Origin of the sequence: Myxococcus sp. CA040A, assembly GCF_013336725.1 — a bacterium.
GTDB classification, from domain to species: domain Bacteria; phylum Myxococcota; class Myxococcia; order Myxococcales; family Myxococcaceae; genus Myxococcus; species Myxococcus llanfairpwllgwyngyllgogerychwyrndrobwllllantysiliogogogochensis.
Window position 1 is genome coordinate 544278 of record NZ_JABUMR010000006.1, and the last position, 16361, is coordinate 560638.

The following is a 16361-nucleotide window of genomic DNA, read 5'->3' on the forward strand; positions in this document are numbered from 1 at the left end:
GGGTGTCCTGCCCCCGACGAAACGTCAGCGAGCACTAGAACCCATGGGCCCTGACACGCGTGAATCCAGGAAGATGTTCCCACTTCCCGCACCGCGTTCACTCCAGGCGCCCTCCAACTCGACGCTGCTGCCGCTCACGTGGCCCGCCGCCCTCATCGGCCTGCTGTTCGGCGTGCTGATGACGTATGTGCCGTACGAGTTCCGCGTGGCCGCCTTCCGGCCGCTCTACCCGTACGTTCGCCTGCTGGGACTCACCTACCTCACCGGCAGCATCTGCTTGATGGGCGCGCTCTTGTATCCGCGCGCCCCGCGCTGGCTGGACGTGGGCGGACGCGTGCTGCTCGGCGCGGCCATCGGCCTGTACTGGTGGGTGCTGAATGTCATGCCCGGCAGCCTCACGGGCATCGTGCTGTATCCGCTGTTCTTCATCGGGCTGCTGCTGGAGGCGTGGCCGTCCATGCGCCAGCGGCCCACCCTGCGCATGCTGGCGGCCCTCACCGGCACCGCCTTCGGCGTGGCGCTGCTCACCGCGCCCGAGCGCTTCCCCTTGTCCGTCTACGCGCACCTGTCCCCGTTGCGCCCGGTGGTGGGGCTGCTGTTCACCGTGGGCGGCGTGGGGCTGCTGCTGCCCACGCGCTGGCTGCACCCGCGCATGCCCGCGCTGCTGATGGGCGCGCTGGCGGTGCCCTACGGGCTTCTGGCCTACGCGCTGGCCCGGGGCTCCGCGTGGCTGGGCGCGAGCGTGTACACCGTGCTGGCCCTCGCGTGCGTGGCCCAGGCGATGAACTGGCGACCGCGCGCGCCGCGCACCGTGGGCTGGAAGCTCCTGCGAGGGCTGGCCTTCGCCGGACTGGTGCCGCTGCTCGCGCTGGGCGGGCTCGCCGCGTACATGGCACAGCGGGCCATCGAGAAGCAGGTGCGCGATGACACGCGCTACGCCGCCGCGGGCGAGGCGGACTTCCTGCGGCGCTACCTGGACGACTCGCGCGAGTCGCTGCACCTGCTGCTAGAGTCCCCGGGCTTCCGCGCGGCGCTCGCCAGCGGAGAGCGGGAGCGGTTGGAGCCGTACCTGGCGAACCTCGCCGCGCGCGAGCGCACCTTCCACGCCGCGTTGACCATGGACGAGAACGCCCAGGTGCTGGCCACGTCCGAGGGGCCGGAGGGCTGGGGCTTCAACATCCAGGGGTACTTCCCCGAGCCCCCCGCGCCCGGCGAGCTGCCCCTGTCGCTGCCCTTCATCCGTCCGCACAACCATCCGCTGGTGGCGGTGGCCCTGCCGTTCGAGCTGGAGGGCTCCCGGCGCGGAGTGCTGGTGGGCCTCTTGTCCCTGGAGCGGCTGAGTGAGGCCGCCACGCCCGCGTCCCAGCGCTTCCGCGTGCAGGTGTTGGATAGGCGCGGCCAGAAGGTACTTCGAGACACCGCCGAGGGCGCGCAGCTCTTGGGCGAAGCCCACCTGCCGGAGGCGCTGCGCGAGGAGCTGGAGCGTCCAGGTGGGGGCGTGCTGGAGGCCTTCGACGCGGCGGACCGGCGCGTGCTCGCGGCCGAGGCCCCGGTGGAGGGCTCGCCGTGGAGCGTCGTCGTGACGCAGGAGCTGGGCGTCGCGTACGCGGCGATTACGCGCATGAGCGCGGCGGTGGTGGGCCTGGTGCTGATGGGCGTGTTGATGGCCCTGGGCCTCTCCCAGTTGGTCGCGCGCGACGTCATCCGCCGACTCGACACGCTGCGCGAGGCCACCGCCGCCCTGGCCGCGGGTGACCTGGCCCGACGCGTGGAGGTGGAGGAGGACGACGAGCTGGGGGAGCTGGCGCGCGGCTTCAACGAGATGGCGGACCGCACGGGCGCGGCGCAGCAGGAGCTGAAGGAAGCGGTGCGCACGCGCGAGGAGTTCCTCAGCGTGGCCAGCCACGAGCTGCGCACGCCGCTGACGCCACTCAAGGGCTTCGCCGCGCTCACGCTCCAGCGCCTGGAGAAGAGCGGCGACTTCCCGGAGCGCGAGCGGCTGCTCAAGGCGTTGCGCTCCATGGCCCGGCAGACGGAGCGACTGGCGAGGCTGGTGGATGACCTGCTCGACACCGCGCGCATCCAGGGCGGACGCTTCGAGCTGGAGCGACAGCGCGTGGACCTGACGCCGGTGCTGCGCGAGGTGATGGAGCGCTTCGAGCTGCGCGGCGAGGGCGGCATCACCTTCGAGCTGCGCGTGCCCGAACATCCCGTGGAGGGCGACTGGGACGCGCCCCGGCTGGACCAGGTCATCACCAACCTGGTGAGCAACGCCGTGCGCTACTCGCCCCAGGGCGGCGCGGTGTGCGTGACGCTGGAGGAGGCGGCGGACCACGTCCTCATCCACGTGAAGGACCAGGGCATTGGCATTCCCCCGGAGAGCCTGGCGGGCCTGTTCCGCCCGTTCGCTCGCGCGTCCAACGCCACCGCGCGGCACTACGGCGGCCTGGGCCTGGGCCTCTTCATCTGCCGCGAAATCGTGGACCGCCATGGCGGCACCATCTGGGCGGAGAGCCCGGGGCCGCAGCAGGGCAGCGCCTTCCACGTGCGCCTGCCTCGCCTCGTCGAGCCCCAGGTCACCGACGTGGCGGCCTGAGCGTCCACGGCCCTCGCCTCAAGGCTTGGGTTCGGGCGCGCCCGGCACCGACAGCCACTCCTCCGGGATGTCGCCGCGCGGCAGCTCCAGCACGAAGGTGGAGCCGCGCCCCAGCTCGCTGGTGGCCTTCACCGTGCCGCCGAAGGCCTCGACAATCTGCCGGGTGATGTAGAGCCCCAGGCCCAGGCCGCCGTAGTGCCTGTCGCTCACCGCGCGCTCGAAGCGCTCGAAGATGCGCGGCAAGTCCCGCGCGGAGATGCCGATGCCCCCGTCCTCCACGATGAGGCGCGCGGTGCGCCCGTCCGCCTCCACGAGCAGGCGCACGGGCTGGCCGGCGCCGTACTTCAGCGCATTGGAGAGCAGGTTGGTCACCACCTGCTCCAGCCGCAGCCGGTCCCACCGGCCCAGCACCGGCACCGGCGCGTGCATCTCCAGCGAGCAGTGCAACTGCGCCGCGGAGGGCGCGAAGCGGTAGAGGATTTCCGCCGCGACGCTCGCCAGGTCCATCTCCTCCAGCTCCAGCTTCAAGCGGCCGGCGGTGATGCGCGACACGTCCAGCAGGTTGTCCACCAGGCTCGTCAGCTTGCGCACCTGACGCTGCACCACGTCCAGCGTCTCGGAGACGCGCTCCGCGGACACGGGCTTGCCATTCGCCGCCAGCAGGTCCACCTGCTTCTGGAGCAACTGCACCTTGAGGTGCAGCGGCGTCAGCGGCGTCTTCAGCTCGTGACTCGCGATGCCCAGGAACTCGTCGCGCAGGCGCACCGCCTCGCGCGCTTCACGCAAGAGCCGCGCGTTGTCCAGCGACAGCGCCGTGCGCCGCGAGAGTTCCTCCGCCAGTCGCTCGTCCTCGTCGCCGAAGGCCGGCGCCCCGTCCGTGCGGAACAGCGCCAGCGCGCCGATGATGCGCCCGCGCGCCACCAGCGGCACGCCCAGGTAGCTGCTCAGCCCCAGCGAGAGCAGGAGCCGCGCGTGCTCCACGTCCCGCGTGAGGGCCACCTGATGCTCCTCTGTCAGCTCCGCCGTCCGCTCCGTCCGGCCCGTGAGGAACAAGGAGGGCAGGCCCCGGGGGTCCAGCGTGTCCGGCGGATACCGGCACAACATCTCCACGAGCAGCACGTGCCGCTCGGGTTCCGCGTGCACCGCGGCGACGGCGCGCACCGACTCGCCCGACGAGCCCAGGAAGAGCACGCCCGCGTCCGCCAGCGTGGGCACCAGCAGCCGCAGCAGCGGCTCCATCTGCGCCTCGGTCTCCAGTTCGGCGCCCAGCAGCGCGCCCGCCTCCGCCAGAAGCCTCGCGGCCCGCGTCGCGTCCAGGCGGGGCAGCAGCTCCTCCCGCGCACGCAGGAGGACCCCCGACGGAGCCTCCTCCGTGCTCCCGGCGGGCGATATCGGGAACACGCTGCCTCGGAGCACCACCACCGTGCCATCCGGCCGGCGCAGTCCCCAGCGCTCCTCGCGAACCCCTTCTCCCGCGAGCGCACGCGTCAGCGGAGAAACTTCCAGTGGCACGGACGCGTTCTCCGGGCGCACCCAGTCGCACCCAGGCAGGCAGCCATGCTCCAGCCGCTCCGGAACGGGGATGCGGAACTGGTGTCCCGCCTCGGCGTTGAAGGCCAGGACATGGCCCGCGGCATCCATCAGCAGGAGCGCTTCGCCCGTCTGCTCGATGAGCAGACGAAGGGCCGCGTCGCTCAGCCGGGCTTCCGCCCGTTCCACGAGCACCTGACGAATCTTCGAAAGCTGGGCGCGGCCAGAGGACATGAGTTCAGGGGATTTCTGCTCGTGGCATGGTGGCATCCCGACCCGCCCGAAGGAAGACAGCTCCCCGCCCTCGCTCAACACCTGAGAGGGCGCGGTCTGAATCCCAACCTTCCTGGGGTCAGGTCAGCCCCCTTGCCTGTACTGCAGGAAATCCTGAATCGTTGGATAGTTGTACATCGCCCGGACTCCTCGTTCGTGCGACGCGTCCACTTCCTCGAGCCTCAACATGCAGACGCCGCCCGCCAGGCCTGATTGGACTCCCCACGAGCGCCGGTACCGGCTCGTCATCGACAGCCTGAAGGAGGTCGTCTTCCAGACGGACGCGCAGGGTGCGTGGACGTTCCTCAACCCGGCGTGGACGGAAATCACGGGCCACACGGTGGAGGACTCGCTGGGCAAGCCCTTCTCGGAGTTCGTCTACGAGGAGGACCAGCGGCGCAGCCTGGAGGGCTTGCGGCGGCTGGTGACGAAGGAGCTGGAGTACGTGCGCACGGAGGTGCGCTATGTGAATCGCGGCGGCGGCTTCCGGTGGGTGGAGGTCTACGGGCGACTGATGGTGGGCGAGGACGGCGCGGTGCTGGGCACGTCCGGGACGCTCAACGACATCACCGAGCGCAAGGCCTCCGACGGCGCGCTGGCGCGGCGTGAGCGCTACCTCACCGCGCTGGTGGAGATGCAGCAGCGGCTGCTGGCGGTGCGTGATGGCGGAGACTTGTACGGGCCGGTGCTGGAGCCCCTGGGCCAGTCGTCGGGCGCCAGTCGTGTGTACGTCTTCGAGCTGCACCCGGGCCCCGCGGGAGAGCGCTGGTGCAGTCAACGCGCGGAGTGGTGCGCGCCCGGCGTGCGCGCGGAGATAGACAACCCGGAGCTCCAGAACCTGCCGATGGAGCCGAACCTGGAGCGGTGGGCGAAGACGCTGTCGCGCGGGGACGTCATCGAAGGGCTGGTCGAGACCTTCCCCCCCGTGGAGCGCGAGCTGTTGGAGCCGCAGGGCATCCTCTCCATCCTGGTGCTGCCGCTGCGCGTGCAGGGCGTGCTGACGGGCTTCGTGGGCTTCGACAACTGCGCGGAGGCGCGGCGCTGGGACCGGCTGGAGGTGGACCTGTTGTCCGCGGCGGCGGGCGCCATCTCCGTGGCGCTGGAGCGCAAGGAGTCCGAGCGCGCGCTGCGCGAGCGGGAGCGGCGCTTCCGGCAGCTCGCGGAGAACGCGTCGGACGTGCTGTACCTGTACCGCTGCGAGGCGCCCAGGGGCTTCGTCTACGTCAGCCGGGTGGCGCACGCGAAGCTGGGCTACGGGCCGGTGGCACACTATGGCGACGCGGACCTGTGGTACCGGCGCGTGCATCCAGAGGACCGGGACGCGCTGGAGCGACTGCTGGAGGCCCCGCGCGCCTCGGCCGGTGCGCCGGTGACGGTGCGCTACCTGCATCCGGATGGGCGCACGCTGTGGCTGGAGCACGTCGTCGTCCCGGTGACGGACCCGATGGGGCGCATGGTGGCGGTGGAGGGCCTTGCGCGCGACATCACCGAGCGACGTCAGGCCGAGGAAGCGCTGCGCCTGTCCGAGGCCAGCTTCCGCGCGCTGCTGGAGGGCGTGCCGGACGCGGCGGCGATTGAGCGGGACGGGCACATCGTCTACGCGAACGCGGCGCTGGTGGGCACGCTGGGCTTCGAGCGCGCGGAGCAACTGGTGGGCCGTCAGTTGTCTGAGTTCGTGAAGGACATGCGCGGCACGGAGGCGGTGAGGGCGGGCGCGCTCACAGGTGAGCGGCGACTGGTGCGGCGCGACGGACGCACGCGTGTGGCGGAGGTCGTGTCCCTGCCCCTGCGCTTCGACGGCCAGCCCGCGGTGGTGTCCATCGCGCGCGACGTGACGGAGCAGCGGCAGCTCCAGGCGAGGCTGACGCTGGCGGACCGGCTGGCGTCGGTGGGCACGCTGGCCGCGGGCATCGCGCACGAAATCAACAACCCGTTGGCCTTCGTGCTGTCCAACCTGAGCTTCATGTCGGACGAGTTCCGCCGCAACCTGCCGCCGGGCGACGGTGCGACGGCGCTCCAGGCCCGGCTGCGGGGCGAGCCTGATTTGGGCGAATGGGTGGAGGTGCTGCACGAGGCCTGCGAGGGCGCGGAGCGGGTGCGGCAGATTGTCCGTCAGCTCAAGACGTTCTCCCGACCCGACGAGGAGAATGTGTCGCCGCTGGACGTGCACGGGGTGCTGGAGTCGGTGGCGATGATGGCGGCGAACGAGATTCGCCACCGCGCGCAGCTGCGGCGCGAGTACGGCGACATTCCCTCGGTGATGGCCAACGAGGGGAAGCTGAGTCAGGTGTTCCTGAACCTCGTGGTGAACGCGGCGCAGGCGATTCCGGAGGGCTCCGCGCACCGGCATGAAATCCGGCTGGCGACGCGGCGTGACGGACGCTCGCGGGTGGTGGTGGAGGTGCAGGACACGGGCGTGGGGATTCCGCGCGAGGTCATCGACCGCATCTTCGACCCGTTCTTCACCACGAAGCCGGTGGGCGTGGGCACGGGCCTGGGCCTGTCCATCTGTCACAGCATCATCCACGGGCTGGGCGGTGACATCACCGTGGAGAGCGAGCCGGGCAAGGGCACCCTCTTCCGCGTCAGCCTGCCCACCATGGAGCAGGACGCGCGCGCGGTGGCGGCGGCGCTCGACGTGACGCCCCGGCCCCTGGTCCAGCCCCGAGGACGCGTGCTGGTGGTGGACGACGAGCCCGCGGTGGGACGCGTGTTGCAGCGCATCCTCCGGGGCCACGAGGTGGAGGTCGCCTGCAGCGGACGCCAGGCGCTGGAGCTGCTGGAGCAGGGCATGGAGCCGGACGCGGTGCTGTGTGACGTGATGATGCCGGACCTGACCGGCCGCGACGTCTACGAGTCCGTGCGGCGCGAGCACGCGGGCCTGGAGGGGCGCTTCGTCTTCGTGTCGGGCGGGGCCTTCACCACGGGCGCCCGGGAGTTCCTCGCCAGCATCCCGAACCTCCTGCTGGAGAAACCCTTCGACGAGGGCCGCGTGCGGCGCGTGGTGGAAGACCTGGTCCGGCTGCGACGTCCCACCGCGGAGGCGTGAGGTTCCCATGTGGAATGACGTGGAGCTGAGAGACCTTCCGGCGTGCGCGGCGCGACTGCTGGACGAGGTGCGACGCGCGGACGGGTTCGCCTTCGTTCGCGAACAGGCGGCCGAGGCCGAGGCCGTGGACGAAGGGCTCGTCACCGAGATGACGGCGGGGCTGGTGAAGAGCTTCGGGATGTACCGCCAGCCTCGCTACCTGCGTCCGGAGGCATATGCCTGGGAGGAGCGGGACGGCGTGCGCACCGCGCGCATCCGGCCGCTGTCCGCCCTGCTCCTCTACTGGGCGGGCGGGGACGTGAGCCCCTACGTGCCGCAGGTGGTGTGGGGCACGGGACTCGTCGGCCACCACTACGAGGAGACGGCGTCGGAGAACGTGCTGGAGTTCGGCGCGACGAACTTCGACTCCTCTGGCGGCTTCGACCTGGGCTCGCCCGGAGCGACGCTGGTGGAGCTGGCCGAGGACGAAGCGCTGCACGAACTGGACGTGTTCGTCCCGCTCAAGAAGCTGCTGCTGGTGCGCACGCTCCAGTGCGCGCACGCGGCCGTGCGCAAGGCCGTGAAGTCAGAGGCCTTCCGCGAGCTGCCTCGCGAGGAGTCGTTCCGATTCTTCGCCACGCCAGGACACGACGAGCCGTCCTTCGTGCTGCCACACGAGCCCTGAGCGCGTCCTACTTCACGCCGTCCAGCGGCAGCGGCCCGCTGTCCAGGACTTGCTGGCGGGTCACCACCTGGCCGTACTCGGCTGTCCGGTACGCGGTGCCTCCGGACTCCGTCGCCCCGTGCAGGCGCACGTCGTCCGCGGCGGGGAGGTAGCCCACGCGCAGACGCAGCTCGCGCACGGCGGACAGCTCGCGCGTCACCTCGGGGCCCGTGGCATAGGGCATCGACGTGCGCAGCGGCAGGGGCACGAGCAGGCGGCGGGACGCGGTGGTGCCGGGCTCCACGCGACTCAGGGCGGGGACCTCGGGGGCCTCCACGTCCAGGTTCTCCGGCACGGGCACGAGTTGACGCAGCAGCACCGCGCCATCACCGGAGAGGTCCACATAGGCGCGCTCGGGCGCGAGGCCCACGTAGCCCGTGGGGCCCCACTCCGGCAGCCCGTCCACCAGCAGCAACGCGAGGGAAGAGGCGTTGCGCACCGCGTACGCGACGGCGAGCCCCTCGGGCCCGCTCGTCACCGACTCCACCTTCAGCTCCACTTCCGCATGGGCCACGCGTCCTCCCGGATGCGCGGGCTGATTCGAAGCCCGCGTGCAGCCCACGATTATCGCCAGCGCCATGCAGCAGGCGCCAGCTTGGAGCAGGGCTCTCATGCGAGAGGGCTGTTAGTAGTGCGGCCGGGTGGGCAGGTTCAGGTCGTCGCGGAGGACGTTCTCACCGGGGCGGCCACCCTGCACCACGTCCGGCGTGGCCGGGTTCTGGTCCAGGTCGACGGGCAGACCCACCGCGGACGTCTCCAGGTTGCGCGTGCCGTCCTTCGAGCCGTTCGCCAGCGTGCCGTTGTTCATGTCGGACGCGTGCACCAGCTCGTGGAACAGGCCGACAATCGGAGGACGGTTCATCCACTCGTCAGCGCCCAGGGAGATGCGCGAGGTGTTGTAGTTCACCGTCGCGTCCGTGCCCTTGCCCGGCGTGCCGTCCTTGTTGAAGAAGCCGTCGTTGAAGGCCGTGCCGGACGCCGTGTTGCCACCCGACGTCTCCGAGATGGTCGTCGTCTTTCCGCTGGCATCCAGCGAGCGCAGCAGGTCCTGGCCCGACGGCAGCGAGCGCATCGCGTCCAGGTCCGACTGCACGCGCGCCTGGAACTCCGGCGTGCCCTTCACCGACACGGAGCTGCCCCGCTTGTCCGCGTCCGTCATGTCGACGATGGTCCGCGTGTCTCCGGCCGAGTCGGCGCTCTCCTCGCCCTCCTCGACGTAGAGCTTGTCCGTCCCGCCGTTGCCGTTGACCGTGTCCTTGCCCGCGCCACCCGCCACCGCGTCGTTGCCCTCGCCACCGCTCAGCGAGTCATCGCCCCGGCCGCCGATGACCTGGTCGTCACCCGCGCCACCCGTGGCGGTGTCGTCACCCGCGCCCGCGTCGATGTAGTCGCGGCCCTCGCCGCCGTTCACCAGGTCATTGCCGTCCAGGCCGTAGAGCACGTCGCGACCCGCGCCACCGTTCACCAGGTCGTCGCCCGCGCCACCCTCGACGTAGTCGTCGCCGTCGTCACCCGACACGGTGTCGGTGCCCGCGCCACCCAGCACCGCGTCGTTGCCCGCGCCGCCGATGAGCGTGTCGCTGCCCGCGCCGCCCGTCAGCTTGTCGTTGCCGGCGCCGCCGTCCACCGTGACGTCCTGCGTGACGCTCGCGTCCAGGGTGATGCTGTCGTTTCCGTCGCCGCCCTGGATGATGGCGCCCTTGGCCTGCTCCGCCGTCAGCGTCACCGAGTCCTTGCCCGACGTGACGGTCAGCGACCCATCCTTGCCCTGCGACACCGTCGCGGTGTTGTTCCCCGTTCCCAGGTCCACCACCGTCTGGCCACTGGCGTTGGTGCTCACCTGGGGACCCGCGGCAGCAGCCGCGTCCTTGATCTTCTCGCCGACCTTGGCCACGGCCTTGCCCACGGCCGACCCCGGACCCACCGGCGCACCCTCGCCACGAATCTCCGAGAGCACCGGACGGGACGCCGAACCCGTGCGCGGGGCCGCCTCGAAGCCGTCCTGCATCCGCTGCGCGACGGCCGTCTTCACCGCGTCGGGACGCTGGGCCTGGGCGGGCTGCTTCACCGGCTCCGGCTTCGGCTCGGGCTTCACGGACGTGGTGGGACGCGAACCGGACTTGCCAATCGTGGTCATGACGACTTCTCCCTGAGAACGAGGCACCCGGTACAGTCCCAGCGGCCAATGCCGGGGCGGACGAACGCCGACCTCCCCGATTATCGGGGTCCCCAGGTCGGAGTTGCTTCGTTTCTTGAATCCTGGGAGCGAATCGGTGGACCCGCGTGGCCAAGGCCGGCGCAAGCCCCCCGCGCAAGGACAGACGTCTGGGTTTACTTCCACCCTCCAGCGCCCGCCACCGCAACGCCTGACATCGCTCCATCGGTCATCGGGGGGACCCTCCTCCCGGTGACCGATGCGGCCCGGGAGCGGACGGGAGACTGTGCCGTCCACGTCAGCCCTCACACCCCGAGGAACCGCATGAACCGCACCCTGCTGCTGCTGTCCGCCGCTGGATTGCTCGCCCTGGGCGCGCTCTCGCTGGGCAGGCCTCCGCCTCCCCCTCCGCCGCCCGTCACCGACACCAGCCACACCGTGGCCCAGCCGGATGAGCAGCCGGCCACCGCCGTGCTGCCGCTCATCGTCGCCCAGCCCTCCGATGGCGCCCTTACCCTCTCCGGAAAGCTGTCCGGCGCCTATGTCCAGCCGGGCGCCAGCGAGGCCTTCGCGTGGATGGAAATCAAGGCCCGCCCCATCGAGAGCGGACGCCGCGTCCCGGTGAACATGGCCCTGGTGGTGGACCGCTCCGGCTCCATGGAGGGGCAGAAGCTCACGGACGCCAAGCGCGCCGCCGCCGAGCTGGTGAGCCGCCTCACCCCCGAGGACCGTCTGGCGTTGATCCACTACGGCACCGACACGAAGGTCATCGCCAGCCGGCTCGTCACGGACGCCTTCCGCGAGGAGCTGCTCGCCGCCATCAGCGCCATCCGCGCGGATGGCTCCACCAACATCAGCGGCGGACTCTCCGATGCGGCCACCGCGCTGCGCGGCCACCTCGCCCAGTACCGCGTCAGCCGCGCCATCCTGCTGAGTGACGGCCAGCCGACGACGGGCTTCGTGACGGAGCCGGAGCTCTTCAACCTCACGCGCAGCCTGCGCGACGAGGGCATCACCGTCAGCGCGCTCGGCGTGGGCGAGGACTTCCAGGCCAGCCTCATGCGCGGCATGGCCGAGCAGGGCGGCGGGTTCTCCGGCTTCATCGACAACTCCGCCCGGCTGGCGGAGGTCTTCTCCCGAGAGCTGGACCAGGCCACCAGCACCGTCGCCCGCCGCGTGGAGCTGCGGCTGACCCTGCCCCCGGGCGTTCGCGACGTGGAGGTCATGGGCCTGCCCACCACCCGCGAGGGCAACGTCGTGAAGGTGCCGCTGTACGACCTGGCCAGCGCGCAGTCCGTGCGTGTCGTCGTGAAGCTGACGCTGCGCGCGACAGCCTCCACCGAGCCCGTGCGGCTGCTCGACGCCACCGTGCGCTACCTGGACGTGGCCCGCGACGCGACGGCGGAGGCGACGCTGCCCCTGTCGGCCCAGGTCACCGAGGACGCCGCCCTGGTGCGCGCCCACCTGGACCGGGACGTGCGCGTGCACGCGGTGCGAGCGTTGGGTACCCAGCAGATGCGCGCCGCCGTGGAGGAGATGAAGCGGGGCAACCGGAAGGCCGCCGTCGGTCTGCTGGGCAACGCCAAGAAGCTTTTTGGCTCGTCCCCCTCCGCGCTGTCGGGGGAGCTTGCGGAGCTGGACCAGACAGAGGCAGCCTATGGGCGGGCGTCGAATGACGGTGACGTTCGCCGCGAGTCGCTGAACCTCTACAAGAAGACGATGAAGAACTTCGGCGAGAACAACGCCTATTAGTCAGGACGGTGCAGCCCCCATGGCCCTCTCCCTGCAGTTCCTCCACCGCGAGGAGTTTGAATCCCGCACCTTTCGCGCACTGGGGGGAGGAGCCTGCATGGGCATCTTCGCGGCGCTCGCGCTGCGCGTCTGGGAGCCCTTCACGCCCATCGTCCGGCTGACGCTGGAGCCGGGCTACTTCGCGGTGGTGGCCGCCGCGCTCGCCGCCGCGAGGCCCCTGAAGGGCTACGGGCTGGGCCTGCGCGCGGCGCTCACCGTGCTGCCCGTCTTCCCCTTCCTCTTCTCCGCGCCCCACCCGCTGCCCCAGAGCCTGGCGGCCTGCATCGCCGCGGCGCTGGTGACGTGGCTCGGCAACGGCCGTGACGCCGCGGGAAGCTCCACCGCCGTCGCCGCGAGCGCCGCCGCCGCCGGCATCCTCGCCCCGGTGGGCCTGTACGTGCAGCAGGTGCTGGATGCCCGCTTCCTGGGCGACATGAACCTGGTGTCCCTGGTGGTCGGCTTCGCCTGCGTGGCCCTCTTCTGGAGCATCGGCACGCTGCCCTCGCACTTGGTGCTGCACACCGACACGGTGGAGGCCCGGGGCCTGGCGCTCGGCGACACGCTCAAGGGCGAGGCGCAGGAGCTGGCCGCGCGCGCGCTCGGGCTGTACCAGCAGTGCAAGACGGCGGTGCTGCGCATGCCCGCGAGCACCGGGCGGCAGGAGCTGGTGGGCGTGCTGGAGAAGATGGCGTCGGAGAGCTTCTCGCTCGCGGAGGCCCACGCGGCGCTCACCGCGCAGCTGGACTCCGTCGTCGCCCATGACGTGGACGCGCAGGTGAAGGAGCTGCGAGCGCGCGCCGCCGCCATCCAGGACACCATCGCCCGGCGCCAGCTGGAGCTCGCCGCGTCCTCATTGGGCGAGGAGCTCAACCACCTGGACGCCCTGAGCCGCAAGCGCGAGCGGCTGTTCGCCCAGCTCCACGCGCAGGTGGCGCTGCTGGAGCGCGCCCGCGTGTCCTTCATCGGCGTGCAGGGCCATGAGCTGGGCTCCAAGGGCGAGCAGGCCGCGCAGCTCGCGCGACGACTCAAGGGCCTGGGTGACGACTCCACCCAGCCTCCCGCCCCCGAGGACGCGCAGGACACGCCGCGTCCCACCTCCGAGGCCACGCGCCTGCGGAGCTGACACCGCGCCCCTAGTTCTTCTTGGCCTTGCTCCGCGTCTTGCGCACGGCGACGCGGGCCGGCTGCTTGCGCTGGGTCTTCGCCCGGAAGCTGCCGGGGGGCGCGTGCAGCTCGTCGGCGATTCTCCGCTCGATGGCTTCTCGCGTGTCTCGCGCGACGATGAGCGCCGCCTCGATTTCCTCGCGCACCCGCGCCGCCTGCTCCTCCGCCGCGGCTCGGTACTCCGAGGTGGTCCGACGTAGGGCCAGTGTCCCTCGGTCCGCCGGCTCCACGCTCCGCGCCACCGCTGCCTGCCCCCGGGCCCTGCTCCCTCGCGACTTGTCTTCCCCTGCCTTTTCCGCCATGGGAGCCTCCACGCGCTGATCCCTTCCGTCGAAAGTGGGCCGTGGTCTCCTGTCGGGGAAGTCCGCCGCTCAACTCGGCCCCCATCCAGGCGGGAGGGCAGGCACCCAGCCGGCGGACCGGCAAGCAGCGGTGCTTCTCTTGCATCGCAGAAAAACGTAAAAGCAGGCCGGATGATTGTGGCGCAAGGGTGCCGGGCCCCTGCTACTCACAGCGACGCCGCATGGGCGGGCAGCGTCCAATTGCGAGGGATACCGTGGCGGTCAGCGAACCCTTTTCATTTCTGAAGCACCGGAAGCACAACCTGGACCGGATGACGCTGGGCGACCTCGTCTACTCGTTCTTCACGTACTACGCGGTCCTGGCCTACATCACCGTGGGCATCGTCAGCCTCGTGTACGCGGTGAAGTGGTTCGACAACCCGGTGCGCATGCTGCTGGCCATGCTGGCCGCGAGCGTGGTGTTCCCGTTCGGCTGGTACCTGGTCCACAAGAACATCCTGCACAGCCGCTTCCTCTACAAGACGCCCTTCACCGCGGCGACGTGGAAGCGCATCCACTTCGACCACCACCAGGACCCCAATGACTTGCGCGTGCTCTTCGGCGCGCTGGCCAACGTGCTGCCGACGGTGGGCGGCGTCATCGCGCCCATCGGCTATCTCATCGGCGGGAAGTCAGGAGCGGCGGCGGCGCTGGGCTGGGCGATGGTGGTTACGTGTTTCTATGAGTTCTGCCACTGCATCCAGCACCTGAACTACACGCCGAAGCTGGGCTTCCTGAAGGAAATCAAGCGCCTGCACCTGTCTCACCACTACCACAACGAGCAGGGCAACTACGGCATCACCAACTACTTCTGGGACCGCCTCTTCGGGACCTTCTATTCGAAGGCCGGTGAGAAGCCCAAGAGCCCCACCGTCTTCAACCTGGGCTACACCGCCGAGGAGGCCAAGCGCTACCCGTGGGTGGACAAGCTCTCCAACGGCACGCGCGGTGATGACCACCCGCGCCGCTTCTGGCAGGGCAAGGAAGGCCAGGGCACGCAGCCGGAAGACGCTTCGGCGCGAGTGGGCGGCGAGCCGTAGACGAAGGGAAGCGGCGAGCCTCCTGAAGAGGCTCGCCGGAAGAGCTCACCCGCCCGACGCGGCTAGTACTTCACCGAGCCGTTGGGCAGCATCAGCGTCGAGTTGGACTTCTGCAGCGCCACCATGGAGCGCGCCATGTCCAGCACGAGCACCGCGCGGCCACGCACGGACAAGTCCCTCACGCGAGCCTCGAACGTCACCGGCGCCACCCGCGCGTCCAGCTCCGACGCCTGAGCGCCATTCCGGGCGAAGTCACCCAGCGCGTTGAAGTGCACGGTGATTTTGACCTTGTCGACGCCCGGCGGCACCGTGAAGCGCGCGGCCAGCGGCGAGTGGCCCGGCGTCGCCAGCTCCAGCATGTTCGACATCACCTGCACCGGCACGGGCTTGCCCTCGGCGGTGGTGATGAGCACGTCGGAGACGGGCACCTTCAGCGAGGTGTAGTCCGTCAGGCCCTCGCCCCTCACCCGCAGCTCGAAGCTCTGCGTGGAGGGAGTGCCGGGGCCATCCCCGCCGCCGGGGACGGGGCCGGGGTTTTCACCGCCGGGAACAGGGCCCGGGTCCTGACCACCCGGAGCGGGGTCTTCACCACCAGGCACGGGCGTCTCCACACCCGGGTCGTCGCCCGGGAACGGGACGGAGTCTTCACCGCTGCAGGCGGCGAGCACGAGGGCCGAGGCCCCCAGCGTGGACAGCAGGAACTTCTTCATGACGTGTCTCCTCGAAAGCTTTTGAGTGAATCGATGTCTGGAAGGTGTGTGTGGAACGGGGCTCAGGGAATGCAGATGAGGCCCGTGGGAATGGTGAAGTCGACGGCGAGCGCCTGGGCGGCCTGGGGCGTCGCGGGGCCCGGGTCGAAGCCACCGGGGAACGCACCGGCGTCACAGGAGTTGTTGTACGCGTCCAACTGCGTGTTGAGGGTTTCGAGCGTGGTGCAGTCGACGGAGCCCAGCGCGGTCAGCACGAGCGCCAGCAGGTTGGGCGGGACGGTGAGGCCGCCGAACAGGCGCTGGTTGCAGGTGGCCACCAGCATCTGACGGGCGACCAGGAAGCGGATGCGGTCCAGTTGGCTGCGCGGCAGGCCGGTGATGGGATACTTCGCCGGGTCACCCCACAGGAGGCCCTCCGCGCCCGGCAGCGTGGCGACGATGCCGATGCTGCCCAGGGGAATGGGGCCGCCAGCCAGGCACTGCTGCACCGCGGAGATGTGGCTCTTGTAGAAGCCCAGCGTCCGCGTCGCGGTGCACACCTCCGGCGGCGGCTGCACGCAGGTGATGCGCGCGGTGCACAGCGAGGAGCCCAGGTCGAACCCGGAGGTGAACACGTTGTCGATGTGGTCGTCCACCAGCCCATCGAGCAGCGCCAGCGTCCGGCAGTCGTCGTAGCTGTTGAGCGTCAGCGCGAAGTTGGACGTCACCGACTGGCCCACCGGAATCACCACCGGCGGCGGCGGGAGGAAGGAGAAGCCCTCCAACACCAGCAGCGGGTCCGCGGCCGTCAACAGAATGGACGGCAACGTCGGGTGGACGTTGTTGACCTGGAAGCTGAAGTTCGCAGTGAAGGGATACGTCGAGACCTCCACGGAGGCCTGCCCGTTCACCAGCTTCGAACACGTCAAATCATGCGCTTCCGCCACACCCGCCAGCCCCACCACGGCGGCACACGCCGCACCCATCCAACCGCTCAACGCCTTCATTTTCTTGCCCCGTCCTGCTTCGT

At 70.5% G+C, this 16361-nt stretch carries 12 protein-coding genes; 6 read left to right on the forward strand and 6 right to left on the reverse strand.

Features of this window, described 5'->3' with window-relative positions; all coding sequences use genetic code 11:
- The first annotated feature begins 73 nt into the window (after positions 1–73).
- Entirely contained in the window at positions 74–2596 is a 2523-nt protein-coding gene (locus HUA75_RS28435) for a sensor histidine kinase (RefSeq protein ID WP_246137059.1), read from the forward strand.
- A gap of 18 nt (positions 2597–2614) precedes the next feature.
- On the opposite strand, the gene HUA75_RS28440 is transcribed toward HUA75_RS28435, so the two are convergent.
- Positions 2615–4360: an ATP-binding protein gene (locus tag HUA75_RS28440; protein WP_174488137.1), complete on the reverse strand. Its 1746-nt coding sequence runs from the start codon at positions 4358–4360 to the stop codon at positions 2615–2617.
- A gap of 226 nt (positions 4361–4586) precedes the next feature.
- Here HUA75_RS28440 and HUA75_RS28445 point away from each other — a divergent pair, with 226 nt between their 5' ends.
- Together HUA75_RS28445 and HUA75_RS28450 are read left to right on the forward strand one after the other, a co-directional pair.
- Positions 4587–7448, forward strand: a complete 2862-nt coding sequence (locus tag HUA75_RS28445) for a PAS domain S-box protein (protein WP_141641681.1) — start codon at positions 4587–4589, stop codon at positions 7446–7448.
- Positions 7449–7455: 7 nt separating this feature from the next.
- Positions 7456–8112 (forward strand): hypothetical protein, encoded by a 657-nt coding sequence (locus HUA75_RS28450; RefSeq protein ID WP_174488138.1) that lies wholly within the window; start codon positions 7456–7458, stop codon positions 8110–8112.
- Positions 8113–8119: 7 nt separating this feature from the next.
- On the opposite strand, the gene HUA75_RS28455 is transcribed toward HUA75_RS28450, so the two are convergent.
- Both HUA75_RS28455 and HUA75_RS28460 read right to left on the reverse strand, forming a co-directional pair.
- Entirely contained in the window at positions 8120–8731 is a 612-nt protein-coding gene (locus HUA75_RS28455) for a hypothetical protein (RefSeq protein ID WP_254627799.1), read from the reverse strand.
- A 45-nt stretch (positions 8732–8776) separates the two neighbouring features.
- Positions 8777–10288 (reverse strand): M91 family zinc metallopeptidase, encoded by a 1512-nt coding sequence (locus HUA75_RS28460; protein WP_174488140.1) that lies wholly within the window; start codon positions 10286–10288, stop codon positions 8777–8779.
- Between the two features lie 342 nt (positions 10289–10630).
- Between HUA75_RS28460 and HUA75_RS28465 the strand changes: the two genes are divergently transcribed.
- Entirely contained in the window at positions 10631–12058 is a 1428-nt protein-coding gene (locus HUA75_RS28465) for a VWA domain-containing protein (RefSeq protein WP_141641685.1), read from the forward strand.
- 19 nt (positions 12059–12077) lie between these two features.
- The gene (locus HUA75_RS28470) at positions 12078–13220 is read left to right on the forward strand and encodes a hypothetical protein (RefSeq protein WP_174488141.1); all 1143 of its coding nucleotides are present in this window, start codon (positions 12078–12080) and stop codon (positions 13218–13220) included.
- Between the two features lie 10 nt (positions 13221–13230).
- Here HUA75_RS28470 and HUA75_RS28475 read toward each other — a convergent pair whose 3' ends face one another.
- Entirely contained in the window at positions 13231–13563 is a 333-nt protein-coding gene (locus HUA75_RS28475; RefSeq protein WP_246137061.1) for a hypothetical protein, read from the reverse strand.
- A 254-nt stretch (positions 13564–13817) separates the two neighbouring features.
- On the opposite strand from HUA75_RS28475, the gene HUA75_RS28480 reads away from it, so the two are divergent.
- Positions 13818–14642, forward strand: a complete 825-nt coding sequence (locus HUA75_RS28480) for a sterol desaturase family protein (RefSeq protein ID WP_141641687.1) — start codon at positions 13818–13820, stop codon at positions 14640–14642.
- Between the two features lie 62 nt (positions 14643–14704).
- Here the strand turns inward: HUA75_RS28480 and HUA75_RS28485 are convergent, their stop codons facing one another.
- On the reverse strand, positions 14705–15352 hold the full coding sequence (locus tag HUA75_RS28485; protein WP_141641688.1) for a hypothetical protein: 648 nt from the start codon (positions 15350–15352) through the stop codon (positions 14705–14707).
- Positions 15353–15414: 62 nt separating this feature from the next.
- Complete coding sequence (locus HUA75_RS28490) at positions 15415–16338, reverse strand: hypothetical protein (RefSeq protein WP_141641689.1); 924 nt, start codon at positions 16336–16338, stop codon at positions 15415–15417.
- Between the last annotated feature and the right edge of the window lie 23 nt (positions 16339–16361).